Below are 26,604 nucleotides of genomic sequence, written 5' to 3'. Positions count from 1 at the left end.
TTGTTATTACTGGTTCCGTTGCATTATTGCTCATAAGGGTATTTTAACAAGGCGGGTAGTTTCATAGGAACCGGTCGAAGCTCACCTTTATGTACCACATAGCGGCGCATATCGGTGCCGCGTGAAATCTTCTTATCGGACAGGCCCGATGCCTCAACCAACTGATCCACTTCCTGGTGAAAGTTCATCAGAATACCGGCGGCATCCTCGGTCAGATAACCGGATTCACTATGACTGCGAATCTTGCCGCCCAGACGTGGTGCTGCATCCCAGACCTCGGGTCGAGCGCCACCCTCGGCCAGCCACCATGCAGTGGAAAGGCCGGAGATACCGCCGCCGATGATGAGAATATTCGCTTCGATCATATTCAGGTTACAGGTTGGTTGTGGTTCTGAAGCGACAATAGGAAAAGAGTTGTAGGCCGGTTCAAGCGTAGCGGAACCGGCACCCTCGAAAGCTTCGCCATGCTCTGGCCGCCCGATCCGCTACGCTTGATCGGGCCTACAGACTCATGTGCCAAGTCGAAGAGCCGGTTTTGTTCCCTGATACCTGTCACCTGTCACCTTCCTTCAATTCCCGCCGCATCTTTTCGATCAGGTCCCGCCCCAATGTGCCGAGTCCGCTGCCGTCCGGGTTCTGGTGGCTTTCGACGTATTCGCGAATTTCAGCGAAACGTCTGGCGGCCTGTTCGTTGTCTTTGAGACGGGGCATGCGTTCTTTTGCGATACTGAAGGCGTCGAAGTCGAGGGTCTTCATATCGAATCCCTTCATGCGCCGTACCGCCCGCATCATGGCGCGGTTGCGGAACCGGGTCAGGTCGTTGCTGGTAATCTCCTCAAGGCCTTCCCGGCGGGCGGCGAATTCGGCGGCTTTTTTGATGCCGGCACGGACGAATTCGGGGGCGGTCTTCACCCGTGCCAGTGCTTCAGGATTCCATTCAACCCCGGCCATCAGGGTATCCAGCACCTTGACGACATCCTCGACGGCCACCCGCTGTGCCCGGCGGCGTTTCACCTCCCGTTCCACTGCGGCTTCCATCGATGGCTGGACGAAGAGGCTGACCTGGGGCCCCCGGTCGGACAGGGCTATTTTCAGCAGATGTTCCGCTTCTTCATCCCAGGGGAAGGCGCGCCTGGGTTCGTCTTCATCCTCCAGACGTTGCAGGAGCTTCATGTTGACTTCCAGCCGGCCCTCGTTGCGCGCGACGTCTTCTGCCACCTGGCGGACGCCCTCCTGCAGGAAAGGGGGCAGGGTATCGAGATGGGTTTGCGCCTCAGCTGTCCAGGGCAGGGGAGGCGCATCGCTGATGGGTTGCGCTCCCGCCTCGGCGATGGAACTGACGTTACCGGGTGGACCGGAGGGCATGCCGTTTTTGAAGCGATTTTTTGCCAAAGTCGCCATATGCTCCGGGGTGACCACAGCTTTTCCCAGTTTCCGCACATGGTCTTCAGCCCGTTTGCGTACCATCTTGCGCAGAAATCCGGGAACCCGGGAGAGACGCTTTTCCGCTTCGGACGACCAAGTCACATCATCGGCTATTGCGGGGACCAGTGGCTGGATTATCGGCTTGCCCTCCGGCTGGTAGGAGCACCAGGGGTCGGCGTCCATCAGGCTGCCGCCGAGGGCCTTGGGTCGTGCACGGCAGCCGCTGCAGAGCTGTTGATATTCGCACTTACCGCACTTGCCGCCCAGTTTTGGGTGGGCCAGCTGGGCGAAGGTGGGGGAGTTGTCCCAGATCTGCCAGAAAGTCGTCTCCCGGATAGTTCCCTCTTCATCGGGGATGTAGGGGCAGGCGGTGACACCGCCCTCCGGGGTGATACGGCAGTAGTGAATGCCTGCAAGGCAGCCGCCGCCCTCGTATCCCTGGGCTCGGGTCAAAGGGGATTCCGGGTCGAGCTGGTAGGCGATGCGCTTGTAGTGGGGTGCGCAACGTGCGCGGATGATCAGGTCACTGGTGGCGGCCTGGGCCTCTACCAGTTGTTTCAACACGGCTTCGTAACGTTGCGGGGTGATGTCGCTCATCGACTCGCCGCGACCGGTGCAGACCAGGAAGAAGATGTTCAGCACATGGGCGCCGGCGGCCCGGCTGAAGTCGATCATGCCCTGGATCTCGTGGGCATTCTGTTCGGTGACCGAGAAGTGGACTTGGAAAGGCAGATCGAGCTTGCGGCAGGTCTCCATGCCTGCAAGGGTCTTCTCCCAACTGCCGGGGCAGCCGCGAAAGCCGTCGTGCTGAGTGGGATCCAGGGAGTCGAGACTGATGCCCAAACCCATGACGCCTGCCGCCTTCAGCTGCTGTACCCTGGACTCATTGAGCAAAACCCCGTTGGTGCCGACCACGATGGAGAGTCCCAGTGAACTGCCGTGGTTGACCAGTTCCACCAAGTCACGACGCAGCAGGGGTTCGCCTCCAGTGAGCACCACCATGGTCTCATTGCTGCGGCTGGCGACCTCCTCCAACAGTGTTTTGACCTCGTTGGTGGTGAGTTCGTTTTGACCGCCGCTCTCCCGGGCGTCGGCGTCCATGTAACAGTGGTCGCAGGCCAGATTACAGCGGCGGGTGAGGTTGACTGCCAGAAGAAAAAGGTCGCGATCAGACATAGGGTGGCCCGGTCAGGTGTTCCCGTTGCGGGGATCGCTGGGATCGAGGTGGAATACGCCACCTTCGGCCCACTCTGCCTTCACCGCGTCCACCGCATCGTGATCGACCCGGTCGAGTCCCTGCCGTCGGGTCCAACCCTCGATCTCTTTCACCAGCATGCCCTGAACCATCTCAGGCGCCTTGGCGATGCGCTCTCGGGCACCTTCATTCCAGGGCATTGTCTCCTCTACGGTTGCTGAACCCTGGGTGAAGGTCTGCATGACCTGGCCCAGAAAATCCGCATCGATCTGTTCCATGCCGCTCTGTCCGGCAATGGTTTCAGCAGCCTTCACCGTCATATCGCGGCAATAACCGGCAGGGACGTTGGCAAGCATTGCCTCAGCATCGCTGTCCCAATCCAGCCTGTGTTCAAGGGCGGAGGGCGTTGGCTGTGGTGCGGGTTGTATCAGTTCGGCAAAGGGGCAGGCGCTCTTTTTCTCCGCTGCCGGGGCGGCGGGTTGAGCATCGCCCTGCATGGCCGACGCCATAGCATCCCGGGTCCTGTCCAGTCCCGCTTCGGCGGTTTGCAGGGAGACCTCACTGAGTCCCTGCTCACTGGCATACTCTTCGATGCGCTGTTTCGATGCGTCCCGCATGAAACCCTCGGGGACCCGCATCAGACGGGCCAGTGCCGCGGCCTGCCAATGTATCAGGGCCGAGGAATCAGGGCCAAGGGCCGAGGGTGGGGCAGAGCGTTCTTTTCCTAGGCCCTTGGCCCTTGGCCCTCGGCCCTCATCAAGGTCCTTGTCAAGAAACGGCTCGATGTGTTCTGCGGAGACGATACGCAGACCGGCGGCCCGTGCCTTCTTCTCCGCCCGCATGCTCAGGTTGCCCCGCAGACTGAGGTTATCCACCGTGAGCAGCAGTTGTTTGGCCGCTTCATCCCAGCGCATGGCTTCTTCGGCAGAGGGTTTGCGTTTCAACTCACCATTGTCGTAGGCCTCGACGATCTCGGACATCGCCTGTTCGGCGCGTCCCGGCATCAGCTGGGCGGTGGCCTCTTCAACGATGCTTTCGGTGATGACCGTATGACCGTGCTCCTGGGCGTAGCGCAGGATCGCCATGCGCGCCATGTTGCGCACAAAGGAGGGGACCCGCTCCATGCGAACCTCTGCCTCGTGGGTCCAGGAGGTGGTGACCTCGGCGATGCGCTCCACCGGCGGGCGGTACTCCCGCTGGCTCAATAATACCGCGCAATCCACGTCGTTGAGCAGGGCCTCGGCATTGCCGCCGATATCGAGTTCGTCGTCGGCGTGGATGCCCAGCTTGCCGATCACCAGCAGAGAGGGTTGTTCCAGTTTCAGGTAGCGGTTGATGACGTCGTGAGGCTTGCCGTCGAGCAGTTTGATCTCCACTCGCATGCCCTGATCCGCAGCGATATTCCGCGCGATTTCAAGATGTCCCTGGTAGATCTTCGCCAGGCCGGAGTCGATGATCTCTTCGTGCAGTTTCTCCTGCTCCTGGAAACGGAACACCTTGCCTGCCTCCTCGGAGAGTACGCCGGCGATACGATTGAAGGCGACGTAGTGATAATAGGGATCGAAAGCGGAGATCACCTTCACCGGGACGTCCCACGCCTTGCTCAGGGCGAGGGCGGTGAGCAGACCGCCGTAGGATCGGGTGGAGCCGTCCACTGCGACCACGATGGGGCCTCTCTTGATTGAATGTTGGGGATCCTTGATCACCAGCATGTCGATGTTGCTGCGTCTTGCGACACGCTGGCAAACGGTGCCGAGCCGGCTGCCTTTGACGGCGCCAAGGCCCAGGGCGCCCATTACCAGCAGGTCGTAGTTCCCGCTGTTGGTCTCACGCGCCAGTTCCCGGTAGTTCTTGCCTTCCAGAGAGCAGCGTTTGAGTTCGATGTTCTGTTGTTGTGCCTGCCTTTCCACCTGATCAAGATAGGAGTCGGTGATGATCGACAGTCCCCGGGTGATCAGGTCGTCATGCACATCCCGCTGGCGCTCCAGTTCCTGTTCTTCGCGAAACTGTTCCGGCAGCCCCCCCTCCATTTGGCGAAAGCGCACATCGTGCAGTTTGGCCGCATAGACGTGGGCGGCAGTTAGGGCGCTGTTCCAGATGCCAGCCAGATTGACTGCCTCGGTGATGCTGCGGTTTGAATGATCGGAAGAGTCCACCGCGAACAGGATGGATTCATAGGTAGGTAGCCTTATCGGCGCATTGGAGCTGGCTTGAGTTTGTGCGGGCATAGATAAAAAGGAGACAGGTTACAGGTTACAGGTTACAGGTCGCAGGATTCAGGACGTGTCGCCTGTCACCTTTAACCTGCCACCTTTTAGTTATTAAGAAACCAGTAGACGACGATGGCTCCGATCACCAATGCATTGATGATCCCGGCAACGATGGCGAGATAGTCGAGCGGCGCCAGGTTCAGCCGTTTTGAAAATATCATAGTCCGGTCTCCATGGGAGACTGCCGGAATAGGCTATCCGACAGTCCCCTCAAGGTTTTACTTGAAGGTGAAATCCACGTTGGCGGTGCCGCCGGCGGCAACCTCAACCTTGGATTTCTGGTCCTTCAGAGTGCCGTGCCAGGCCTTGATGGTGTATTTGCCCGGGGGTACATTGTCGATGCTGAAAGTGCCGTCCTCCGCTACCATAGCGTAGTAGGGGTTCTTGGCGACAAAGACGAAACCGTGCATGAAATCATGGGCGTCACACTCAACCTTCATGGCGGATCCGTGCTTCCAGTTTCGACTGCTTTTGGTGACGGGTGTTGGGTTTGCTGACTTACGTTGAAGACGGTTTTCTTGGTGCGTCCGATGATCTCGTAGGTGTGGATATTATGCAGGATAGGATCCTGATTGACGGCTGCGATCTTGGTTTCGTTCTTCATTACCTGCAGGAAGGGTTTGAACTCACAACCTTTCTGATCCAGGACTGCATTTGAAATCGAGGCGTAGTCGAAGGCTTTGCCTGTTTTGACCTGTAGTCCAGATAGACAACTGTGTCCATCAGTGAGCCGTTATTGACCCGGACGGAGTCGATCTCACGGGTACCTGTGCCGCAGACATCATTGTTCGTTTGGGCGCTTTGTCCTTGCCGGCAAAACTCACCTTGCCGGTGATGGTGCCGCCGTTGCTGACGGAGACCTCTTTATATTTAGCGGCCTGTCCAGTGACAGGCAGGGCGCAGAGGCCGGCCAGACTGAGGGCGATGATCAACTTCTTCATTTTGCTGACTCTCCTAGTGTTAAACAGCGATGTGACATAACTCGGTGTGATGGAAAAAATGTAACTCAACTCAACTCAAGCCGCCTGTTGCGACCGGTCGTTGGAGGAAATAAACAGCTCTTCTTCTCGAAAGCATCTTCGAGACAAAACCGGCGTTCAGCGCTTGAATCGACAGTTGACAGCTTAATAGTGTGAGTATCACTTGAGTCTAACCTGTGAGCTGCATTGTCTCCGATAAATTTCAGGCTATTTAAGCCATCAATTATGCTCTTTGGAATATTTCCTTTATTTTGTAGCTCTTTGATTTTACCGGCTAGACCTCTACTTACATTGTCATCTATACCTTCTTCTACACAAATACCCTCTAATAAAGCTCTAACCCCTATGGAAGATATAATTACGAGGCCTTGGTTATGTGCATTTATGATTTCTAAGTAGGCTGAATTTAGTTTTTTATTAATATGAGCAAATTTCTTTGCTGTACGTGATGCTTTATTTTTTCTTTCAGGAGAATATTCATAGGAGTAGATATCTTCTCCATTACTATCATGCATTCCTGAGCAGGTATACTTTTCTTCTAATATTGCTGTATCACACCCTTTGCATACCCAAAATCCATAGCGTGTATTTTCATACCACATAAGCACTTTGCCCTCTGCTTCATGGTAGTCACAATCATGTGTTGCCAACAACTCATGGTTGGTTTCACGTTTGCATGTATTGCAGTGTATTTTTTTCAGTTCAGACACGATGATGTATTTTACTCATAACGCCTTGCTCAGCGGCAGGCTAAAGTGGCACGTTTTTGCGTAAGCAAAACAAGTGCCGCTTTAGCCTGTCCGCTGGAGCTTTTTGTGTGTGCCCGGCATGGGCATGATTTTATGAGGTGAAAGTCCTCTGTACATATTCCAGAAAGGAGACGAAAAGTCACCTTTAAAAAGTACTAGCCGATGGCAAGGGCGGAAGGGCGACCAACCGTCTGAAAGAAGCCTAAGTGCAAACCTGCGAGCTGACGAACAGAAATCGCATATAAGGCCGAACCCCTGGGTGAGTGAGCACAACATCACGAAACCCGCCTGGAGAACATGGGGGATGCTAAATGCGGCAGTTGTGCAGGGAAAGATCATGCTCTTACCCGGGGAGATCTGCCCGACTTTGCGACCACCACCGGTGGTAGCGCTTCATGCAGTAATGCATGAGGTGATTGGGCAGAAGTCAGCAGACGGCATAGTAGTGGATTCTAATGATGAAGTTGAAGGCCTTAGCCAAGAGAAAGTTTCGCATCAGCAATACGTAACTGAACGAAGTATACCAAGAAGGTTATGCTGATTTGAGCGATAGAAAAATTGAAGAGTTTATTAATAGTTCAAAACAAGATGATGGCATTGGGAATTATGACTTTGAGAATGAGTAAGAAAGTGGCACAGCCAGTTACCAAAGTCATTTAAAAGTATTCTATGAAATATTCAAAGATGACCCAATGCTTGACGCCACATCTGGCATCAAAGAGTTGTCAGTTGAGTATTTTATAATTTCTGTATACTTACTAATTAGGCATTTACATAAATACTATGTAATAGATGACAGCACCAAAATAAATATCAGAGAGTTTATTTATCATTTCCATACACGCTGGAAAACATATGATGAATCAACTGATACTGATTTACTGACCTTTAGCAATAGAAGGCAGCAAGGCGAAAAAGATTTAGAAATAAGGGATATTATTTTGCGTCAGGTGTTTTTCCAATATCTACAAGATAATAACAAAGAACTAATAGAAAAAGATGAAAAAAGGGCATTTACTGAGCTTGAGCGGATTATCATTTACCGAAAAGGAAAAGGATTTTGCCAACAGTGCTTGAGAGAAGAAAAACCAGAAAACGAAGCAAAAGTTGGTTGGTCAGACTACCAAGCAGATCATGTTATACCTCATGCTAAAGGTGGAAAAACAGTTTTAGAAAATGCCGAGTTGTTGTGCAGTTATCACAACCAATCTAAGGGTGCATCACTCAATGAAAGCACATAACAAATAGCTCCAGCGGACAGTTTAAAGCGTCACTTTTTTTGCATACGCAAAAACGTGCCACTTTAAACTGCCGCTGAGCAAGGCGTTAGGCGTAGAAAAATGAACAGCACTGCCTTAAATAACTGGAATCAGGAAGGTAAATTATATATTTGGCATTATGCTAATAACTCAAAACGAAGCTATGGTGGCTTACATCTAAGTAGCGACAAACTATCTACGGACAATATCTTACAACTGTTCAGTATCCTGAAAATTCATGATGAAGGGAAAAGGACAATAAACCTAACTAAAACAACAGATAAAGTCGCATCAGTTAATGGTTATAACAGGCGCTACGAGTATTACTCAAAAGTTAAACTCAATTACAATAGGGATCATATTGGAATATCTGTGAACATTGATGGCAGTGTTCTAATGATAAATATTGGTTCTGCTGGTGTTATCAAGCTAACCGATGCCTTGGAAAAATACAAAAAAGGTGAATATGACTTTAGTGTTAAATCAGAGATACGCGGTGGTACAAAGAATGACAACTCTATATGGTTCTGGTAATTCGCCTAACAAGGCAAATCAACATGGAGCGTTAAAAGCGTCGCGCAAAAAACGCGCAACACTTTTAACGCCCAGTTATTTGCGACGTTATAGGTCGATCCCCGCGGATGCGGGGGAGGCATCGGGAATGGACATAAACGGTCCGCGCAAAAGGGTCGATCCCCGCGGATGCGGGGGAGGCAAGCCAAGGTTGACAATTCCCCCGAACACTCAAGGTCGACCCCCGCGGATGCGGGGGAGGCCAAAATACGCATCTATATAGTCAGAGAGGTTCAGGTCGATCCCCGCGGATGCGGGGGAGGCAAAGACCGCACTTCTCCCAATCACTTAGCAAGGGGTCGATCCCCGCGGATGCGGGGGAGGCAGTTCGTTCATGACTCAACCGCCCGCGACTTGAGGTCGATCCCCGCGGATGCGGGGGAGGCGGTAGCGGCATGAGCTTGGAAGAGAGTATGGCAGGTCGATCCCCGCGGATGCGGGGGAGGCGTTTGAGGCCTGGACTCGATCTCAAATACTGCAGGTCGATCCCCGCGGATGCGGGGGAGGCCACCTAGTTCTTGTCGATCCGTATCCAGTTAAGGGTCGATCCCCGCGGATGCGGGGGAGGCGAACTTTGGGTGCAGGAAGCAAATGAGCTGAAGGGTCGATCCCCGCGGATGCGGGGGAGGCTGATGTGGGAAATGGAGTCTGGCAAGGCGCCAGGGTCGATCCCCGCGGATGCGGGGGAGGCCGACAGAAACAAAAGGAACTAGATCAGAGAGTGGGTCGATCCCCGCGGATGCGGGGGAGGCGTACGCGGTATTTGTGCTGCAGGGTGGTCAGTTGGTCGATCCCCGCGGATGCGGGGGAGGCGTAGTTGGCGAGCATCTTGCCTGAGGTGTTGAGGGTCGATCCCCGCGGATGCGGGGGAGGCGGTTTTTGCAGGATCACGGGGAGTGTCAGTGGAGGTCGATCCCCGCGGATGCGGGGGAGGCTCTAGCATCTAACAGCATGAATAGTAACAAATTGTTAAAGAGCGTGGAAATTATATGGTGGGTCGGTGGGTAACGAGTAACCCGTCCAGATCAACCAGTTTGGTGGGGGGGAGTCCCAGTGTTCTGGCGTTTTGGCCTCCTGGTTGATTTTTGTCGGCCCAGAGGAGGGTTACTGATGCCCCCTGTTCGGCAGTAAACCATTCTGTGAGGACATTCCAGACACGTTCGCGTACAGCGGGTGACATCTTGGGGGCGCTGTAGACGCCCGGGGCCATTTCCAGCATGGAGGAGGCCAGGAATCCACGCATCCGGCCGGAGACATTACGTGTCACTATCACGGTCATCGGCATGTAGCAGTTCCTTGATCCGGTCGATCATTTTGGCGATCAGCTTTTGTTTGCGGAATTGCAGTGCGGCTTCTCGGCGTAGGGTGCGTTCCAGAGGTAGCTCTGGGTTGTCAATGGCCTTTTTGGCGACTGTGAAGGCCATTGGCAGGGTGATTTCGGCGCGGTAAAGATCCGCGATATCGAGGGTGAATGCGTTGCTGGAGTCCTCATGGATGAAGCCTAGTGGTGGCAGCGCACCTAGGGCGGCGACGGCCACGTCGGCAGCAGCTTCCACAAAAGTTGCGGCGTGGTTGATAGCTTGGTTGGGAATGTCGGCGCCATTCGGGTTTTGACGATCATACCGGCGGCCCTTCCAGGGGATGCCGTGCTCGTCGGCCAGGATTTGGTAGGTCTTTTTCATGCGCCCCCCTTCGATGCCGCGCAGCACCGCGATGTCCCGGTGTGGCAGGACCCGACCGAAGCGGAAGGCGTACATGCGCCGGGCCACGTCCAGCCGGGCCGTTTCGTCCGCCCAGAGACGGGCATGCTGGCGGGCCACCTCAGAGCGTCCCTGCCCCATTGGGGGGGGCGGTATAGAATTTGACGCCGCCCTCACCGACTGCGGCCAGCAGGGTGCCATGCCGGGCCAACAGCCGCAGCACGTCGTGGCTAACGGTTGAGCCGGGACCCAGCAGGATCATGGAGACGCCTTGGTAGGGAATGGCGTAATCACCGGCGTCCAACTCCTCAGATTTGGCTGCTGTGAAGTGGAGAGTGCCGTTATTTACGGTCAGCTTGCCGCGTGACAGCCAGATCAGGCCGTGCCGGTCGGCATGGGGGATGCGGGATTCGGCCAGCCCGAGGCGGCCGGGAAAGAGCCCCCCTTTCATGCCGGTTTCAGCAGCAGCATACCGTAGCCAAAGGCTCGGTGGCGGCCGATTCCACGGGCCAGCAGACGGTTGAAGGCATCACTGTCTGCTACCGTCAGCGCACCTTTGAGCAGCGCCTGGGGACGATCCAGCTTTATCTTTATTCCCCGCCGGTGCTGGGAGACAAACCGGAATTCCCCAAGGCTGACCTTTTCCAGTCTGGCCGCATCGCCCATCTGTTTTTCCAGCCACTCCCGGTAGACAGTCTCCCGCGACGGAGCCTGCTCCCCTTCTGCCAACCGCTCCATGCGATGGCGGTAGAGATCCTTTTCATGACCCTCTTTGCGGCTGGTGGGACAGACCACCAATTCAAATCCAAGCCGCCGCCCCGGCCGCCATTCGTTGGGCATGGACTTGGCGTGTTGCAGGTCTTCGATTCGGGTCACCCCCAGCGCCAGGGGGCTGGCGAAGGTCCGGGCCTGTTCCAGCAGGTCCGGGCCTGAATCGGAGCTGTACCCGAGCAGCTTGAGATTGGCGCCTCGGATGAGCCGGTAAGGTTTGGGCGAGTGTTCTTGAAAGATGGCCTTGAGCCAGGCATGGGTAGCGTATCCCAGATCCTCATCCCGGTTGCGGTTGACATTGTTTTCCTGGGCGAAACGAATCAATCCCTGGGGGTTGAGCCGAAGCTCCAGCATGGTGAGTGGCGTGGTCATGATGCGGGCCTCTCGATGCGGCCTTCATTGTACTCACGGCGGCCGGCATGGATCTGGTTTCGCCACTCCCGCTGGTCGTAGCGACTGACCGTGCGGGCATGCACGCCACCGGGGATGCCGGCGGGCCAGCAGGCGGCCAGAGTCTCTTCGTCGTTCTCTGCAATCCTGGGATGGGCGGAGTAGCCGCAGAGCGCATCCAGTACGTCAGCGGCCTGGACTCGCGCCAACAGAACGGGCGCGGCGGGGAGGCAGGTCTTGCGGCCGAGGAACAGGGGCCGGGCGGGTCGGCGCAAGGCGGCCTCCAGTTCATCCAGATTGGGTGCGCCTTCGCCTTCGAGGGTGACAGCGAGGGTCATGACGCCATTGGCCCAGTAGTGGCGGTAACGGATATGAGTTTCCTTCGTTGCCTTCCCTTTCCCTCGTCCTTCAGGGCTGCCCCGTGTAGTCCATCCCAATGGTTGTGTGCCGTTGACATACCCCATCATCTTGGGCTGTCCAAGATCCACAGTGTGATAATCGACGATAGGCTCCGGCTCCACGTCCCAGCGGGCAGCGAATTGAATTCGCGCCTGCAATGCCTGCAGCCTGTCAAAGTCGCCGTGCCGGTAACCGAGGGCGTTGGCCAGCAGGCCGGTCAGCATGGCCAGTCCGGGGAAGCGGTCGGTGGGGCCGTGCTGGTCCACCATTACCCCGCCGAAGCTCATCAGCGGCGCGTCGAAGCGCAGTATCAGGGCATCCATCACATCAGGCTCCGAAGATGGCGTTCAAGGTCTCATCGATAGCGGCATCCAATGAGTTGACTGAGATGCCAGCAAGGGCGCCACTCTCCTTGGTGGTGGCGGCCACGCGTTGATCCGCCGTGACCCCGTACATGCCATCGACCGCTTGCAGATGTCCTCCCAGTGCATCCACGGCCCGCTGCATCGGGTCATCACCCTCCTGGAAGCGCAGGGATTGGAGATAGGCATTGGCCAGACTGCGGGGTTGCTGGCAGCCGCTTTCAAACAAGACAAAGTCGGCCCGGGCATAGGGGGCGGTGGCGCCAAGCTTAGCGCCTGGAGTAACGGTAGCAATGGCCTTGAGCAACGCCTTGAGGGTGGTCTTGACATCGGTAGCATTCTGTTTCCGCCATACCTTAGGCTCGCAGGCGGTGAAGTTGGAGACCAGCAGGGGGATATCAACGGCCACATATTCGTAAAACAGGCCGCTGCCCAGTTCCATATCACCGGCGTGGGCAGCACCGGTCTCTTCGTCCTTGTTGAGGTCATCCACCACGGTAAAGTAATCCACTTCGGTGGTTACCGGGTGGACGCTGAGAGCATGGGCTACATGTACTGCCGCGTCGGAGCGGGCCAGGATATCGGAGGTGACAAAGCGGCCGAACAGCGCCCCCTCAAAGCCTGCATAGAGGTTGCCATGACCGGCTTGGCTGAGCATCGCATTGAAGCCTTTCTTGTCGGTCTTGAGGCGCTCTGCCAGCAGCGCCTTGGCCGCCTTTTCGTCTTCTGCCTCGGCGCATTCGGCCAGCAGCGCCACGAAAAAATCAGCTTCAGGTTTACCAAATAGGGCAGGTTGTTCCATTCTCAGTGTATTTTCATCGACGGGGCTTCCCTTTGATTTAATAATCCCTTTTGCTAAAGTCAGTACTAAGGAGTGGGCAAATTCATCGGTAACCCCTTTTTCTTCAGTCAATCGACGCTTCACTTCACGCGAAAAAAACTCTCTGGTTCTAAGTCCATCAGGAAGGTTAAGGTTTTCTTGTAAGGCATCGCGCCAATGCTTCTTTAGACATTGGGAAGAGACCCGCAGGCGTGATGCATCTCCAAAGGGAATAGTTTTGGCGAGACCCGCGTCGTCGCGGTTGAGCAGGCTGGCATGAAATGAGGTGAGGGTATGCATTTGCAGAAACATGATGATTACTCCTTCTCTTTGAAGTTTTTATAGTAGTCGCCGGCGATGCACAGATGGAGCTTCTCCCGTCTCTCTGCATCGCTGGTCAGTAGTAGTCCGGCAACATCGACCCAGTTGACGGGCCGCTTTTTCGCCGCCAGGAAACGCACGGCACGCAGGGTCAGGGTACGCCGGGTCTCGCCCTCGGCGGCCAGCAGCCGTTCCAGCCGAGCTTCAGAGAAGTGTTCTTCTGCCAGTACCTTGCCCAGCGGTTGTTTCAAGTTGTGAATATGGGGCGACATCAGAGCCATGCCGGTGAGGATCGCCTGCCACGCCTTGCGCTGGCCCTGCCAGTTCTGCGGCAGATGGCGGAAGGCAAAGCGGTAGAAGCTCAGAGGCGGTTCTTTCTTCGGGTTCATCCGCTTGAGCGCGGCGCGGTCGCCGTTGGGGAAATGTTCGCTGGCGATCAGGCCGCTGATCGAGCCGATGATCGAAGCGAGTGGGTTACTGCGGTGTTCAGCACGTTCAGGCTGTGTGTTTTGCATCACGTTGCTCCTTGAGTTCGTCGAACTGTTTGTAGAGGGAACCGTAAAAGAGGCCGCGGGCCCTGACTTGCGCCCGGTAGCGGCGGCCCTGGCGCTCTGGCAGACGGTCGATGGCGTCATCAAGCACCTTGACTGCCTTCTCTTTGAGGGCGGTCAGCCACTCCAGACGGGCCTGATCCTCATCGTCGTGATCCAGTGTGCGCCAGAGCCAGTCGAAGTAGTAGCGGGACCAGGCTTCGCTGTAGACAAGAAGGGCTTCCTTTGTCCATTGCTGTACTTCTCTTGGAATATCCTTTTTTCTTTTCGGCAGTTCGTTTTCCTTCACCCCCCCAAGCAATAAAGAGTGTAAGGCTTTCTTTAATAGCCCTTCTATTATTGCGGCTAAATGTAGACCCTCTTCGCTCATTTCAGCGAGCATGTCACGATCTTTACCTGCACTGAAAAGTAAATGAGTAGCTTCCTTTTTCATCGGGATGCAAACACTATGGAATCCTTCCGTATTACTATCCTTCCCTCGCCTGGAAAGACCCGACGCATAAAACCAACAATCGGAGTCATCCGCTTCTGGCTCTTGCATATATGGCCTTTTAATAATCTCACTACTGTCAATAATGCCAAACAGCAAGTCTCTTGTAATTCTAGGAGTGAACCCCTCGGAATAAACGTTGAAGGCTTGTGATTTCTCTGTATCTATCGGTATCCATGGGTCACCCAAGTCTCCATTAATTTGCTCTCTGACTGACTTTGGCAACACTCTATGCAAGGCGCTAGCGTTATAAGCTGCGATCCCTCTATTTGTTATCACAAGTCGTCTTGCCCTGCTTATTTCAATAAAGAAAGGATCAAGATCAGTGGTTATATAACTGGACTCAAGATCCCATGGTTCAACCCATGTCAAAACAATGCCATCGGGCTTATACCGTAACTTTCGATTAAGAATAATGGGGCGGTACTTAAGCAACTTTTTTACGTCTCTCACCCATTGTTTGCCGGGGCGTTTGCTAATCAAGATCTGTACTCTCATTCGAGCACTGAAGGTGCCACTCATGCGTGCAACGCCCTCATTACCAGCCCCATTTCTACAAGTCATTGTTTGTAGATTGATGAGGGCATAAACCCATGCCTCTTCGCTATCATGGTTTGTTCTGCGTGCTTTAATGTCGTGGTTTTTTGACGTGGCTAACAAGTCAAGAACATCTGGCGTAGAAGCATCCGGTTCAGCCTTCCCATTTTTTGTGAATTTTTCCTCATACAAGATTCTCGAAGGCAAGGCTGGCTGCATAAATGCTGGTTGAGTTATATCCTTAACAACCAAAGTCCAGGCAGAATCTCCACCACCATCAAGGCGGCGGATGGCGTTACACCAAAAAGCTTTTTCCTGTTTTGGGTCATTTTTCTGCTCACGCTCCAATACTGCGGCAGCGAGATAGCAGAGAAAGATATGAAATGCATCCTCCTGATGGCGTTGCAGACCTGTAAGAGAGTCAATCTCATCCCGGCCCAGTGCAACAAGGAGGGCTGGCAGACTAAGCTGCTTCAACCCTTGGCGGGTCTGAGCATGAAAGACAGGGTCAGTTAGTAGATTCATCGAGGATCTCCAATCCATGACGGCTGTAGCGGTAGTATTTGGGGCCAAGGCGGAACTTGAAGCCACCTTCGGTTGGTTTTAGGTCAGTTATCTCTTCTTCTTTCAATCTTTCTGGAGCCATGTGGCCAGGTATTATCATTTCTGTGATATGGATGCCAAAAGGGCTATCGATAGGCACAGGCAACGGGAGTCGTAATGCATTTAAGCCCAGCCGGGTTGAAACTTTTTCTTCCATCTTTTTTGGAAATGCAAAGGTGCCAAAAGATTTGTCATAACAGCCAATAAGGGAAACTCCATCCGCCTTGTCTTCTTGAGCTATCAAAGCACCAAATTGCTTTTGGGCGTGCTTTTGCCAACGTGAATTTTTTAATTGCGCCAGTGCATCCGGGTGGGTGGCACTCTCCACCAGCAGCCGGTTGTCGCGGGGGATCTCGATCTGTGGGTGTTGCTGGAGATAGTCCCAGGTGAGCTGCAGGGTTCGCAGATCGGCATAAACACTTCCCAGTCCAATACGCTTGGCGCTTCCAGTCGCCTCGCCATCACTTTGTAGCCAATCCTCTAGGCTGCCGCTCTCGGGAGTAAGCAGCAGACAACGAGCCTCTTTCATGCCGGTCGGGCGTTCTCGATCATGACGATGCAGGCGGCCGATACGTTGCAGTAGCACATCCATCGGGCAGAGGTCGGTAATGAGCAGGTCGGCGTCGATATCCAGGCTCTGCTCCAGGGTCTGGGTTCCGATGAGCAGCAGGGGGCCGGGGGCACTCCCCTTACCCAGGCGTTGACTGACGGCGCCATCCAGCAGTTCCCGGTCTGCCGGGCTGTAACGGCCATGGTGGGGGGTGATGACATTTCGGCAGTGAAACAGGGTATCCGCTGGCACTGCATCCTCCACCGCTCGCTGCAACGCCAGGGTGCGGCCCACGGTATTGAGCACCACCAGGATACGGGCTCCTTGTGCCAGCGCTTGCTGGATAGTTAGCAGTAGGGCGCCCGGATCAGAGAGGTGGGGGACACACTCAACCGTCACGGACTTCGACCGAGTGCTTGCTGCCACGAGGGGCAGGCGCTCGCCCACGCCGTTGGTCAGGGCGGGATAAGGCGTTTTGAGCGCATCATTGAGTTTAGACTCAGATCGCCTTGCCCCGGCGGCACCGAGAAAGGCATCCTGTGCCACCGCTCCCAGGGTGGCGGAGAGCAGCAAGGCATGGCTGCCAACCAGATGGTGCCGGAGCAACTCGCTGAGCAGGTGGCGCATGTAGGGATCGGAGGCGTGGACCTCATCCACCACCAGCAGTTGGCGGTCCAGACAGACAGAACGCAGATGGGCATGAGGCGTCTGCAAGGCGCTGAGCAGGGCTTGGTCGATGGTGCCGACGGCGATGGTGGCGGCGAGGAATCGCTTGGGGCGTTCGGCAGCCCAGGTACGTTCCTGGAGCTGTTGATCGCTCTCATCACTACATCTTGCCGCCCGGTCGGGCAGCAGCTTTGTTTCTATTCCATCCACCTTGGCATAACCAGGCACTGCCAGCAGCACCATGGGGCGGGTAGTCGGGTCGGGAAAAGCCTTTTCCACACACTTCAATACACGCTGATAGAGTTCCCGCGCAGCTACCCGTGTCGGCAGGGCGAAGTAGAGGCCATCCACCTCCTTGGAGGCAAAGAGCCGGAAGAAGCGGATCAGGGCCGCTTCGGTCTTGCCAGAGCCGGTCTCCGCTTCGGCAATGAGCAGGCGGTGGGCGGGATCATCCGTTGGCAGCTGATCCAGGGCCTGCTGTAACGGGTGGGGTGGAAAGCCGAACAGGGGCTCAAATTGCCATGATTGTTTTTGCAGGGATTGTTGGTTGGCGCGGACATCCAATCCCACGTCCCGGAGTATGCGGGTGGCGGTGTCAGGGGCGAGTTTCAGTCGGTTTGCCCTTCCGTTGTCGATTGGAAAGTAAGCGTCGTGAGAACCCAACCAGTCGGCCAGCATCAGCAGTCCGGCGAAGCGGTGCTGTAGCTGTGGCGGGTTCGGGATGCGTGGGACATCTCCGGCAAAGGCGGCAGGAAATGCTTTACGCGCCACCTCCATGAGTTCGGCGATGGCGTGGAAGGGATCACGCTGGCCATCGCTGACCCACCAATATTTTTTTGCCCGGCGGTAATTCTGTGCAGCTGTACCCAATCCATTTTCATGGATGGGCCGCCCATGATGAGAAAGGATGGCGAAGAGATAGGCTTTCAGTGTCTCTTGCTCTGCGAACCAGCTCATCAATTCACCCCAATCCAGTGATTGGGCGAGCTGGTTGGCCAAGTGCTCCACATTGAGCAATGGCGCTGTCTCAAAAACATGCCCGGCTCGTGGTGCCTTGGGATCGAAGGGTTTTTTCTGAAAACCGAGGTTGGCCTTGCCGAAGTCGTGAAGCAGGGCCAGAACCGCCAGGCGGTCAAGTTGAGCTGGGGAAAGAACCACGCTGGCGGCAGTTTCCAGGCGCTGTGAGATGAGGGGTAGGGCGGTAAGTTTGCGGAATACCGAGGCAACATCCAGGCAATGGTGTACCAGAGGAAGAAAAGCTATTGGAGCATGGTCATCCCTGGTTCTGAGTTTGCCCCAGAATATGTCTGGGGGCAGTTGGTTGGCACAGATCTCTTTCATGAGAACCTCTCGTCCCTACCCTGTCTTTTACCTTGATTGTGCATACCAGGGGTAGCATTGAGAAAGCCCCGTCCTACTTCCACTACAGCTCTGGCACTTCGGAAAGTTACCCATCTGTTTGTCATCCTTCTCATCCATGCGTGAATAACCTTACTCTAAAGAGGTTTGTTATGTCAGCATAACCGAACCCGTTTCATGTGCTCAAAAAAACACTAAACCGTATCCGCCGCCAGGGATTGTCATCCTCCATAAGTCTTACGATACGCCCATCCAGTTGTTCGCCCCGGTCCATCATCTGGGCGAGGGTGCGGTTCTCGCTGCGCGGGACGTATCCCAGGTGTTCGTTTTTGAACCAGACGGCGATGGCGTTGCGGTCGTATCGGTTGGCGGACTCGCGGCGCAGTGTCAGGGTCTCTCCGAGCTGAAGAAACTGCCAGATGCCTGAGGCGCGGTAGTATTGGTAACCGGCCAGAGGTGACTCTTGCAGTAACACTCGGCGTTGCGGTTCCAGAAGTTGGGTGTTGGCACTGATTTGTCCACTCAGCCCGATGCCCAGGCTGCCAAACAGGGTGTGCAGGAAGGTCCGGCGTTGCATGATCTGTTGCTCCTTTTGTTAGCGGCTACAGTCACCATAACAAGGGGGGTGGCTCAAACCGTGAGTCCGCAACTAAAAAATTTCCCGCTTTTAGGGTAAGTTAAATGGTGCTTATGTAAGGCAGGTGAAAAGGTCGGAGTCAAAATTGACTCCGACCTCTATGAAATGAGAAGAGGGGTAAGGTGCTGGAATATATCTTTTTCGATGAGCGTCCATGGCGGCGTTTCATTGAGTTTTTGCAGGATCAGGAGATGGTGCCGGAGACATCAAAAGGCGATGAGGGCTGGTTGGTGATGCTGCCGGAGGATATCGACGACGATCTCAATGATCGGGTTGAGGCCTTCTACGACAAGATGCTGGACTTCAACGAGATTTTGGTTGCGGAAGCCGAGGGAGAGGATCATGTGCATGCGGCCGGGGTCAATATCACCCTGAAGGACGGCCGTACCGTGCAGGCGGCTATCGATCCGAAGGTCATGCGGCGTCTGCTGGAGGTCGTGACCGCAGAAGAGTTGGGGGATCTGGTAAACGCTATCGCCGATGCGGTGGAAAACCCTGGCCAGCGTTCGATCTGTCAGCGCTGATTCGCTTCCTGCCGCGCCTGTTTCAGTTTTTCTTCGGAGCGCTGTATGGATGCCTCCAGCTTTGAGGCAGCGAGGCGGGCCGCCTTTTTTCGCTCCACCAGTTCGATGTACTGCTTGGGTGTCAGGGTGATGTCCTGTTCCGGCGGGGCGTCGGAGGTTTTGAGTACATAATAGATGCCGCCAATCAGGACGATCAAGACGGCGAAAAAGGCGGTTCTGTTCATGCTTTGCGGTCTGCCTGGATAAGCTGATGCTTTAAGGAAACTCTGGATGAATAGAGAAACCTGTCATCTCTCCATACGGTCGAGATGACAATAACCGAGTCATTCAGAACTCCCCTTAAGTATGGCCTATTTTGCGTCACGCAGGTTGAGAATGGGCCAATACTTTTCCCCGGCATGGCGGAGCAGTGTCTCATCCGGGTCGACTGCCACGGGATGGTCGACGCGTTCCAGCAGAGGGATGTCGTTGTGGGAGTCGCTGTAGAACCAGCTGCCTCGCAGATCCATTCCCTTTTGCGCAAGCCACTGGGTGAGCCGGTTGACCTTGCCGATTTGGAAACAGGGTTCTCCCGCCACTTCGCCGGTATATCTGCCGTCGATTTTCTCAGGTTCGGTGGCGATCAGGTTCTCCACGCCGAACATTTCGGCGATGGGAGCGGTGACGAAGGCGTTGGTGGCAGTGATGATCATCAGCTCATCGCCTGCATCCCTGTGTTTTTGTAGCAGTTGTCGGGCGCCTGTGCTGATGATCGGGTCGATTTTATCGGTCAGGAATGCTGCCCGCCATTTCAGCAACTGATCCGGTTCATGGTCACGTAACGGTCGCAGAGAAAAACGCAGAAACTCGAGGATATCGAGCCGGCCCTCTTTGTACTCCTGGTAGAATCGTTCGTTTTCGCGTTCGTAGAATTCGCCATCCACAACCCCGTTCTCCACCAGCCAAGTCCCCCAGAGATAGTCGGAGTCCCCGGCCAGCAATGTGTTATCGAGGTCGAAGAGGGCAAGGGCCATAGGTTAAGTCCTGTTGGTTGCTGAGATCTTCCTACGAAGAGTCCCAATAGCCCAAAGGTACCGGATTTTTATTTATAAGCAAAGTCTTATGTTGTCTGATTTGCTTGCCGATAAACTGGGTTTATGGAAAAATCACAGCACCCTGTTAACTGGATAAGAGTTGAACCTTTGATCGATTCTGATGGTTTTCGGCCCAATGTCGGCATCATTCTCTGCAACAACCATCGACAGTTGTTCTGGGGACGCCGTGTGGGTCAGAATGCCTGGCAGTTTCCTCAGGGCGGAATTAATAGCGATGAGACGCCTGAACAGGCGATGTACCGGGAACTGGAAGAGGAGGTCGGCCTGAAGCCCCACCAGGTCGAGATCATGGGCGCAACGCGGGATTGGTTGCGTTATCGTCTTCCGGCACGTTATATCCGTAAGAACTGCCAACCCCTCTGCATTGGGCAGAAGCAGGTCTGGTTCCTGTTGAAGACAAAATGTCCAGAGGATTCGTTCTGTTTCGACAGTACCGACACGCCGGAATTTGATGAGTGGCGTTGGGTGAAATACTGGCTGCCGGTGCGGGAAGTGATCTATTTCAAACGCAGTGTTTATGCCCGTGCTCTGGAGGAGTTGGCGCCGCTGCTCTATCCCGAAGGTATGCCGGCGCGTTCGCATTCGAACTTTTTGCGGCAAAATCGGCGCTGAAAGATCGGCAGCCCGTAGGCCGGTTCAAGCTTGCGGAACCGGCAAATACCGTTTTTTAGTCTATTGCCTGATCCGCTACGCTTGATCATGCCTACAGCCCCAGCATGTTGTTTATTTGACCTGATCTCTGAGGACTAATGCTCGAAACCCTGCATCGAATCGTCAAAGAGGTAAACGCTGCCCCCGATCTGGGCGAGGCGCTGGAACTTATCGTAACACGGGTGAAAAAAGCGGTGGGCGCCGATGTCTGTTCCGTCTACCTGACCGATTTCGAGCGGCGCGAACATGTACTGCGGGCCACCGAAGGTTTGCAGTCTGCTGGGTAAAGTCAGACTCCCGCTGCATCGGGGACTGATTGGGCTGGTGTGCGAGCGCGCCGAGCCGGTCAATGTTGCGGATGCCCCAATCATCGTCGCTATCTGTTTGCCCATGAGACAGGCGAAACCCGCTATCATGGTTTTCTCGGTGTGCCGATTATCCAGAATCGCAGGGTACTCGGCGTACTGGTGGTGCGTCAGATTGAGCAGCGCACCTTCGATGACAACGAGGTAATCCTTTTCACCCTCGCCGCACAGCCGCTTGCGGGCGCCATTACCCATGCCCAGGCGAGTGGTGAACTTGTCGCCATGGAGGGCGTGGCGCCCCCCACCCGTTTTCTGCAGGGACATGCCGGTGCTCCAGGCAGCTCTGGGCACGGCGGTAGTCGTTCATCCCCTGCTGATCTGATGAGTGCCTGACTGCAAGTGCGGTGACCCCTGTATTGGAGTGGAGGAGGAATTTGCACTGCAGTGGGCTGCTGTGGTGGAGGATTTGATGGCCCTGGAAGACCGGATGGAGGATAGTCTGCCTGCTGAAGACCGGGCGCTGTTCGATGCCTGGCCTGGCGATGCTGGCAGCGACTTCGATTGGTTGACTCCTGAGTACGCCCCGCCAGCGTCCTGACTTCATCAGCAACCACAGCAAAACCCCGTCCCTGCTCGCCTGCCCGCGCCGCCTCAATGGCCGCATTCAACGCCAACAGATTGGTCTGCTCCGCAATGCTCTTGATGACATCGAGTACCGAGCTGATGTTGGCCACATCCCCTTCCAGGCTCTGCACCACATCAGCAGCACCCTCCACATCCTGTGCCAGCCCGCTGACTTCAATGATACCCGCCTCCACAATCCTACAGCCCTCAGTGGCGGCGGCATCCGCGCTGTGCGCGGCCTCAACGGCCGCTTGGGCGTTACTGGAAACCTGACTGACTACGGCAGACATCTGATCCATTGCCGTTGCCACCTGCTGGATTTCGCCCTGCTGCCGCCCCAGATCGTCCTGGGTGCTGCGGGTTGCCACTGAGAGCCTACCCGCTGCCTGGGTCAACTCATGGGCACTCCCCCTGACCTCACGGATAATACCGCCGAGATGCTCTTTTACCTGTATCGCACTCTCCGCCACCTCACCCAGTTCACCGCCATGATGCTTGATATCAAGATCACTGAAATCCCCATCGGCAAATCGCTTGAGGGAAACAGAGATATCCTTTGTGGGATTGATGATGACGCGTTTTAACATCCAGACAGTGAAACCTACCATAGCAACCAGCGCAATCAACGCAATCAACAGACTGACGTACAGCGCATCGCTACTTTGGTCGCGCAAGTGACTGGTGGATTGGTAGAGCCGCTGCGAGATATTCTCCGCCGCTTCGGCCAGTTTTCTGGTGGGTTCCCGGTCGATCCCTTTTACCGCTTTGTCACCCACCTTGGGATCAAAGCCAGACTGTTTGAATTTCTCCAGCCCCGCTCGATAGGCACGCCCCATCTGCTCATGGGAGGCGAGAAACGATCGCAAAATCTGCTTCGCAGCATCATCTTCCAGCCGGGGCAGCAACTTTGCCCCACTTGCCTTTATCGAGGCCTCCTGGGCTTCGAATTTACCCCAGTACTTATTAAGATTCTTGGCATCAGATCCACGTAGCAGGACATTTTTCCACTCCTGCACCTGCTTCTTAAAGTCACTCTGCATAATGAGCATCTGGCGTTCATTGCTGACTTGGCGGTCCAGGGCATAGTCATAGATTTCAAGCACATTGAGCAGTGAAATCACGCCGTATGCGGCAGCCGAGCCCATCAGCAGGGTGCCGACGAGCGCCAATAGCAGCAGCCTGGAGCTAAGCGATTGTCCTTTGATAGACATTAAAATTCCCTCATCAAGATCGATAAAAGCAGGTTTTGTCTCTCCGGCGCCCCTTTAATGTTGGTTGGGCGTCGTAAGAAAACAAAGGATCTGTCCTTGATAATCGTCCGGGGAGGGGATTTCTTTAATAATAGCGTCAGGTATCGGAGTGATGCTTCGTCACGATATCTCCGTAGAGGGATAAATCGCGGCGAGACGCCGTTCCAAATTAATACCCTCAGTCTCTGCTCACGGAGTAAACGCCCGATCCGCTACGCTTGATCGGGCCTACGCTCAGAGTAATCTATGAAAATTAGAGATTCAGCCTCTGCGCCAAGTGGTGCCTTGCGCACCATCTTCGAGGAGGATTCCCGCCTCTTGCAGCGCGTCTCGAATGCGGTCTGCCTCGGCCCAATCCTTGCTGACGCGGGCATCGATACGCTGCTGGATCATGGCGTCAATCTCATCGTCCATGAGTCCATCATCTGCACCCGGCTCTCCCCCCTTGAGATAACGCTCCGGATCATCCTGCAGGATACCCAGCACATCACCCAGGCGACGCAGTTCCGCCGCCAGACCGGCTGCCGCCGCCTGATCAGTATCACGCAACTTATTGATTTCACGCACCATGTCAAACAACACAGCCAGCGCTTCAGGCGTGTTGAAGTCGTCACCCATAGCATCGTGAAAACGCTGGGAAAAAGCTTCAGCTCCGACTGACTCAACCTGCGGCAAGCCCCGCATCGCAGTGTAGAAACGGGTCAGTGCACCGCGGGCGTTGTCGAGGTGCTCACTATCGTAGTTGAGAGGACTGCGATATTGGCTGGTGAGAATGAAGTAGCGCACCTCTTCTGCCTGGTATCGCAGCAGAATCTCCCGCACGGTGAAAAAGTTGCCCAGTGATTTGGACATCTTCTCGTCGTTGATGCGCACAAAACCGTTGTGCATCCAATATTTTACAAACGGGTGGCCGGTCGCGCCCTCTGACTGGGCGATCTCGTTTTCGTGATGGGGAAACGTCAGATCGGCCCCGCCGCCGTGGATATCGAAGGTATCGCCCAAAGCGGTGCAGGACATGGCCGAGCACTCGATATGCCAGCCCGGACGCCCCTGTCCCCAGGGAGAATCCCATGCCGGTTCGCCTGGCTTGGCGGCCTTCCAGAGGGCGAAATCCAACGGATCGCGTTTGGCATCCCCCGGTTCGACACGAGCCCCCGATTCCAGATCGTCGATCGACTTGCCCGACAGTTTTCCATAACCGGCAAAACTGCGCACGCTGTAATAGACATCACCATTTTCCGCCACATAAGCGTGATCCCTGGCGATCAGCTTGTCGATCATGGCGAGAATCTCGCTCATATGGCCGGTAGCCCTGGGTTCTTCATCCGGCGGTTGAATGCCCAATGCGTCCGAATCCTCATGCATCGCCAGGATAAAGCGATCGGTCAACTCCATGAAAGGCTCGCCATTTTCATTGGCGCGGGCGATGATCTTGTCATCGATATCGGTGATATTCCGGATATAGGTGACATCGTAGCCGAGGTGACGGAAGTAGCGGACCACCACATCGAATACCACCATCACCCGCGCATGCCCCAGGTGGCAGAGGTCGTAGACGGTCATACCACAGACATACATCCGCACCTTGCCGGCTTCCAGAGGTTCAAACGTTTCTTTGCGGTTGTTGAGGTCGTTGTAGATCTTGAGCATGGCTGGCCCGCTACCCTGAGAGTGTCTGCGAAATGCGCGCATGGTAGCGAAAACCTGCCCGCTTCACAAAACAGTGGGGTAGAGAGACAGCCGGCAATCCATGCCGAAGAGGATTGTTGCGGCGAAATCAGGCCTTGAACTGATTGACCATCTGATCCAGTTGTCCGGCAATAACGGCAACTTTTTCACTGGTCTCGGAGATACTCAGCGCCCCTTCTGCCGTACGATCCGTGACTTCACTGATAGCAAGGATGCTGTTGTTGATTCCCACAACCATCGCAGACTGCTCTTCCGAAGCTGTAGCAATACGGGCATTGATGTCAGTGATTGCATCAACGGCCAGGGTAATCTCATCCAATGCAGCACCTGCCCGCGCCGCATCCTCGACACTCTGCTGCGCCTCCTTTCCACTTTCCCGCATCACAGTCACAGCCTGGTTCGTGGCGCTATCGAGATGTTCGATGCTGATCTGGATCTCCCGAGTCGCCTCCTGGGTTCGTTGCGCCAAATTGCGCACCTCGTCGGCCACCACCGCGAAACCCCGTCCCTGCTCACCCGCCCTGGCCGCCTCAATAGCGGCATTGAGCGCCAGCAGATTGGTCTGTTCCGCAATACCCGTGATCGTGGCTAAAACCTGCCCGATACTCTGGGTATCTCCTGCGAGTTTCTGCACTACCTCTGACGCCTCGGCGACGCGATTTGAGAGATTGTTGATCGACGCGGAGACCTCTGACACCACGTTTTTGCCACCGGCTGCATGTTCGCGAACACTTTTTGCCGTTTCCGCAGCACCAGCGGCGTTCCTGGCCACATCTTCGGCAGCGGTCGCCATCTCGCCAATAGCGATTTTCAACTGATACGTCTGGGTTCCCTGCTCAGAGAAATCCTCACGGCTTGAAGCGGACACCTGAGCCAACTCATCGGAAGAGACCGCCAGATTATCCATCGTGGTGCTGAGTTCATGGATGGTGGGCTGAAAACGGTTGAGCATATCGTTCACTGCCTTGCCGACATAGTGAAATTCATCATGCGCACCACCTGCCACCCGGGGGCGCAGGTCGGCGTGTTGACCGATCTCCTCCATGGTCCTGCGCAGACGGCTCAGGGGAGAGATAACGACTTTACGAATGATCAGACTGACGATGCCCAGACCGACCAACAGAATCACCAGGTTTATCCCGGCGCCAATCCAGAGTTCCCGCTCGATTGCGGCGTCCCGTTTGGCCAGGGAAAGGCTTAGACGGCCGGCGCCAAGTACCGTACCCTCCGGCAGCGCGTGGCAGGTCAGGCAGTTAGTACCGTTGTGGCTGGATTCCGCAAAAAAAGGTTGGATGACGGTGAGCACTCTGGCCCCATCAACCTTTTTCAGCTCAACGATGCGCTCTCCCACCAACGCCCGCCTGGCGAGATCATCGGTCGGCTTTTCGATATCAAAGCCGGGACCATAAACCTTACTGACCGCCTCTCCTCTGAGCATGCGGACATCAACAATCTCTTCGCGGGACAGAATCTTCTCCCGCAGCATCTCCCGATTGGCCATGGTGCCGGTAAACATCATGGCATTCATGCTGTCCAGATAACCGTTTAGCACATCGGTCATCTGGGTTTCGGCGGAGCGCAGAAGCTGAGCTTTCTGCTGATAGGCCGAATAGACGGTGGCAATTGCCATGATAATCAGGAATATCAGGGCCATGGCAGGCAAGATTTTCCATTGAACAGAAATATACCGCGACATTGTCAACTCATCCGAATGCGCAGGCGTAGGGCGCATCAATATAAATTAATCGATACCATTTAATTCGGCATCCCCCAAGAAAACTTGAAGTTTTTTATTAGGACCTGTTTTCTACAACATTTTGTCGAGAAAGGTATCGGTGGGATGATCTCCCTACCGGAAAG

Annotated in this window: 27 protein-coding genes, 1 pseudogene and 1 CRISPR repeat array; of the genes and pseudogenes, 7 read left to right on the top strand and 21 right to left on the bottom strand. The window is 55.2% G+C overall.

Translation table 11 applies throughout. The features are described from left to right. Positions 1–23: 23 nt before the first annotated feature. From G9Q73_RS06355 to G9Q73_RS19510, 4 genes are all read right to left on the bottom strand, one after another. A complete protein-coding gene (locus G9Q73_RS06355; RefSeq protein ID WP_177419047.1) occupies positions 24–365 on the bottom strand; it encodes an FAD-dependent oxidoreductase in 342 nt (113 codons plus the stop codon). A gap of 187 nt (positions 366–552) precedes the next feature. Continuing rightward, on the bottom strand, positions 553–2,601 hold the full coding sequence (locus G9Q73_RS06350) for a radical SAM/SPASM domain-containing protein (RefSeq protein WP_177419046.1): 2,049 nt from the start codon (positions 2,599–2,601) through the stop codon (positions 553–555). A gap of 12 nt (positions 2,602–2,613) precedes the next feature. After that, positions 2,614–4,848 (bottom strand): universal stress protein, encoded by a 2,235-nt coding sequence (locus tag G9Q73_RS06345; protein ID WP_177419045.1) that lies wholly within the window; start codon positions 4,846–4,848, stop codon positions 2,614–2,616. Positions 4,849–5,108: 260 nt separating this feature from the next. Beyond that, on the bottom strand, positions 5,109–5,330 hold the full coding sequence (locus G9Q73_RS19510) for a carboxypeptidase-like regulatory domain-containing protein (protein WP_246345071.1): 222 nt from the start codon (positions 5,328–5,330) through the stop codon (positions 5,109–5,111). Between the two features lie 44 nt (positions 5,331–5,374). Here G9Q73_RS19510 and G9Q73_RS19505 point away from each other — a divergent pair, with 44 nt between their 5' ends. After that, complete coding sequence (locus G9Q73_RS19505; RefSeq protein ID WP_246345070.1) at positions 5,375–5,548, top strand: hypothetical protein; 174 nt, start codon at positions 5,375–5,377, stop codon at positions 5,546–5,548. Between the two features lie 64 nt (positions 5,549–5,612). Here the strand turns inward: G9Q73_RS19505 and G9Q73_RS19500 are convergent, their stop codons facing one another. Continuing rightward, positions 5,613–5,831, bottom strand: coding sequence for a hypothetical protein (locus G9Q73_RS19500; RefSeq protein WP_246345068.1), 219 nt, complete (start codon positions 5,829–5,831; stop codon positions 5,613–5,615). A 65-nt stretch (positions 5,832–5,896) separates the two neighbouring features. Beyond that, a complete protein-coding gene (locus tag G9Q73_RS06335; RefSeq protein WP_177419044.1) occupies positions 5,897–6,580 on the bottom strand; it encodes a DUF4145 domain-containing protein in 684 nt (227 codons plus the stop codon). A 731-nt stretch (positions 6,581–7,311) separates the two neighbouring features. On the opposite strand from G9Q73_RS06335, the gene G9Q73_RS06330 reads away from it, so the two are divergent. Next, a complete protein-coding gene (locus G9Q73_RS06330) occupies positions 7,312–7,860 on the top strand; it encodes an HNH endonuclease (RefSeq protein ID WP_177419043.1) in 549 nt (182 codons plus the stop codon). A 99-nt stretch (positions 7,861–7,959) separates the two neighbouring features. Then, positions 7,960–8,412 (top strand): hypothetical protein, encoded by a 453-nt coding sequence (locus G9Q73_RS06325; RefSeq protein ID WP_177419042.1) that lies wholly within the window; start codon positions 7,960–7,962, stop codon positions 8,410–8,412. Between the two features lie 92 nt (positions 8,413–8,504). Next, positions 8,505–9,386: a CRISPR direct-repeat array (repeat unit 28 nt; unit sequence GGTCGATCCCCGCGGATGCGGGGGAGGC). A 50-nt stretch (positions 9,387–9,436) separates the two neighbouring features. On the opposite strand, the gene cas2e is transcribed toward G9Q73_RS06325, so the two are convergent. The 10 genes from cas2e to G9Q73_RS06280 form a co-directional block, all read right to left on the bottom strand. After that, on the bottom strand, positions 9,437–9,730 hold the full coding sequence (cas2e, locus tag G9Q73_RS06320) for a type I-E CRISPR-associated endoribonuclease Cas2e (RefSeq protein WP_304956563.1): 294 nt from the start codon (positions 9,728–9,730) through the stop codon (positions 9,437–9,439). Next, positions 9,708–10,271, bottom strand: a complete 564-nt coding sequence (cas1e, locus tag G9Q73_RS06315; protein ID WP_369408850.1) for a type I-E CRISPR-associated endonuclease Cas1e — start codon at positions 10,269–10,271, stop codon at positions 9,708–9,710. The genes cas2e and cas1e overlap by 23 nt, the downstream gene beginning before the upstream one ends. Before the next feature lies 1 nt (position 10,272). Beyond that, on the bottom strand, positions 10,273–10,602 hold the full coding sequence (locus tag G9Q73_RS20155) for a CRISPR-associated endonuclease Cas1 (RefSeq protein ID WP_304956561.1): 330 nt from the start codon (positions 10,600–10,602) through the stop codon (positions 10,273–10,275). Beyond that, positions 10,599–11,294 (bottom strand): type I-E CRISPR-associated protein Cas6/Cse3/CasE, encoded by a 696-nt coding sequence (gene cas6e, locus G9Q73_RS06310; RefSeq protein WP_177419040.1) that lies wholly within the window; start codon positions 11,292–11,294, stop codon positions 10,599–10,601. Before cas6e ends, G9Q73_RS20155 begins: the two co-directional genes overlap by 4 nt. Next, positions 11,291–12,034: a type I-E CRISPR-associated protein Cas5/CasD gene (gene cas5e, locus G9Q73_RS06305; protein WP_177419039.1), complete on the bottom strand. Its 744-nt coding sequence runs from the start codon at positions 12,032–12,034 to the stop codon at positions 11,291–11,293. Before cas5e ends, cas6e begins: the two co-directional genes overlap by 4 nt. A 4-nt stretch (positions 12,035–12,038) precedes the next feature. After that, a complete protein-coding gene (cas7e, locus tag G9Q73_RS06300; RefSeq protein WP_177419038.1) occupies positions 12,039–13,205 on the bottom strand; it encodes a type I-E CRISPR-associated protein Cas7/Cse4/CasC in 1,167 nt (388 codons plus the stop codon). A 5-nt stretch (positions 13,206–13,210) separates the two neighbouring features. After that, positions 13,211–13,729, bottom strand: coding sequence for a type I-E CRISPR-associated protein Cse2/CasB (gene casB, locus G9Q73_RS06295; RefSeq protein ID WP_177419037.1), 519 nt, complete (start codon positions 13,727–13,729; stop codon positions 13,211–13,213). Next, the gene (gene casA / locus G9Q73_RS06290) at positions 13,710–15,317 is read right to left on the bottom strand and encodes a type I-E CRISPR-associated protein Cse1/CasA (protein WP_177419036.1); all 1,608 of its coding nucleotides are present in this window, start codon (positions 15,315–15,317) and stop codon (positions 13,710–13,712) included. The genes casB and casA overlap by 20 nt, the downstream gene beginning before the upstream one ends. Next, positions 15,301–17,952, bottom strand: a complete 2,652-nt coding sequence (cas3, locus tag G9Q73_RS06285; protein ID WP_177419035.1) for a CRISPR-associated helicase Cas3' — start codon at positions 17,950–17,952, stop codon at positions 15,301–15,303. Before cas3 ends, casA begins: the two co-directional genes overlap by 17 nt. Positions 17,953–18,145: 193 nt before the next feature. Continuing rightward, entirely contained in the window at positions 18,146–18,547 is a 402-nt protein-coding gene (locus G9Q73_RS06280) for an HIRAN domain-containing protein (protein WP_177419034.1), read from the bottom strand. 182 nt (positions 18,548–18,729) lie between these two features. On the opposite strand from G9Q73_RS06280, the gene G9Q73_RS06275 reads away from it, so the two are divergent. Next, positions 18,730–19,131 carry a hypothetical protein gene (locus tag G9Q73_RS06275; protein WP_177419033.1) on the top strand — a complete coding sequence of 134 codons (402 nt, stop codon included), beginning with the start codon at positions 18,730–18,732 and terminating at the stop codon, positions 19,129–19,131. Here the strand turns inward: G9Q73_RS06275 and G9Q73_RS06270 are convergent. Further along, the gene (locus G9Q73_RS06270; protein WP_177419032.1) at positions 19,122–19,355 is read right to left on the bottom strand and encodes an aldehyde dehydrogenase; all 234 of its coding nucleotides are present in this window, start codon (positions 19,353–19,355) and stop codon (positions 19,122–19,124) included. The two genes, G9Q73_RS06275 and G9Q73_RS06270, sit on opposite strands and share 10 nt — an antisense overlap. 126 nt (positions 19,356–19,481) lie before the next feature. Then, positions 19,482–20,144, bottom strand: coding sequence for a histidinol-phosphatase (locus G9Q73_RS06265; protein WP_177419031.1), 663 nt, complete (start codon positions 20,142–20,144; stop codon positions 19,482–19,484). A gap of 168 nt (positions 20,145–20,312) precedes the next feature. Between G9Q73_RS06265 and G9Q73_RS06260 the strand changes: the two genes are divergently transcribed. From G9Q73_RS06260 to G9Q73_RS20680, 3 genes and pseudogenes are all read left to right on the top strand, one after another. Then, positions 20,313–20,837, top strand: coding sequence for an RNA pyrophosphohydrolase (locus G9Q73_RS06260; protein WP_177419030.1), 525 nt, complete (start codon positions 20,313–20,315; stop codon positions 20,835–20,837). 137 nt (positions 20,838–20,974) lie between these two features. After that, complete coding sequence (locus G9Q73_RS19495; RefSeq protein ID WP_246345066.1) at positions 20,975–21,163, top strand: hypothetical protein; 189 nt, start codon at positions 20,975–20,977, stop codon at positions 21,161–21,163. A 39-nt stretch (positions 21,164–21,202) separates the two neighbouring features. Further along, a pseudogene (locus G9Q73_RS20680) lies at positions 21,203–21,370 on the top strand (GAF domain-containing protein); the annotation flags it as partial. Here G9Q73_RS20680 and G9Q73_RS20675 read toward each other — a convergent pair. From G9Q73_RS20675 to G9Q73_RS06240, 3 genes are all read right to left on the bottom strand, one after another. Next, entirely contained in the window at positions 21,352–22,095 is a 744-nt protein-coding gene (locus G9Q73_RS20675) for a methyl-accepting chemotaxis protein (protein WP_246345543.1), read from the bottom strand. The pseudogene G9Q73_RS20680 and the gene G9Q73_RS20675 overlap by 19 nt on opposite strands. Before the next feature lie 1,221 nt (positions 22,096–23,316). Then, complete coding sequence (cysS, locus tag G9Q73_RS06245; RefSeq protein WP_177421298.1) at positions 23,317–24,705, bottom strand: cysteine--tRNA ligase; 1,389 nt, start codon at positions 24,703–24,705, stop codon at positions 23,317–23,319. A 127-nt stretch (positions 24,706–24,832) separates the two neighbouring features. Further along, positions 24,833–26,398 carry a methyl-accepting chemotaxis protein gene (locus tag G9Q73_RS06240; protein WP_177419029.1) on the bottom strand — a complete coding sequence of 522 codons (1,566 nt, stop codon included), beginning with the start codon at positions 26,396–26,398 and terminating at the stop codon, positions 24,833–24,835. Positions 26,399–26,604 lie beyond the last annotated feature (206 nt).

Origin of the sequence: endosymbiont of Lamellibrachia barhami (assembly GCF_011947365.2) — a bacterium.
Taxonomy (GTDB): Bacteria; Pseudomonadota; Gammaproteobacteria; order Chromatiales; family Chromatiaceae; genus QGON01.
Note: the sequence above shows the minus strand (reverse complement) of the source record. Positions and strands in the feature narration are given on the sequence as shown.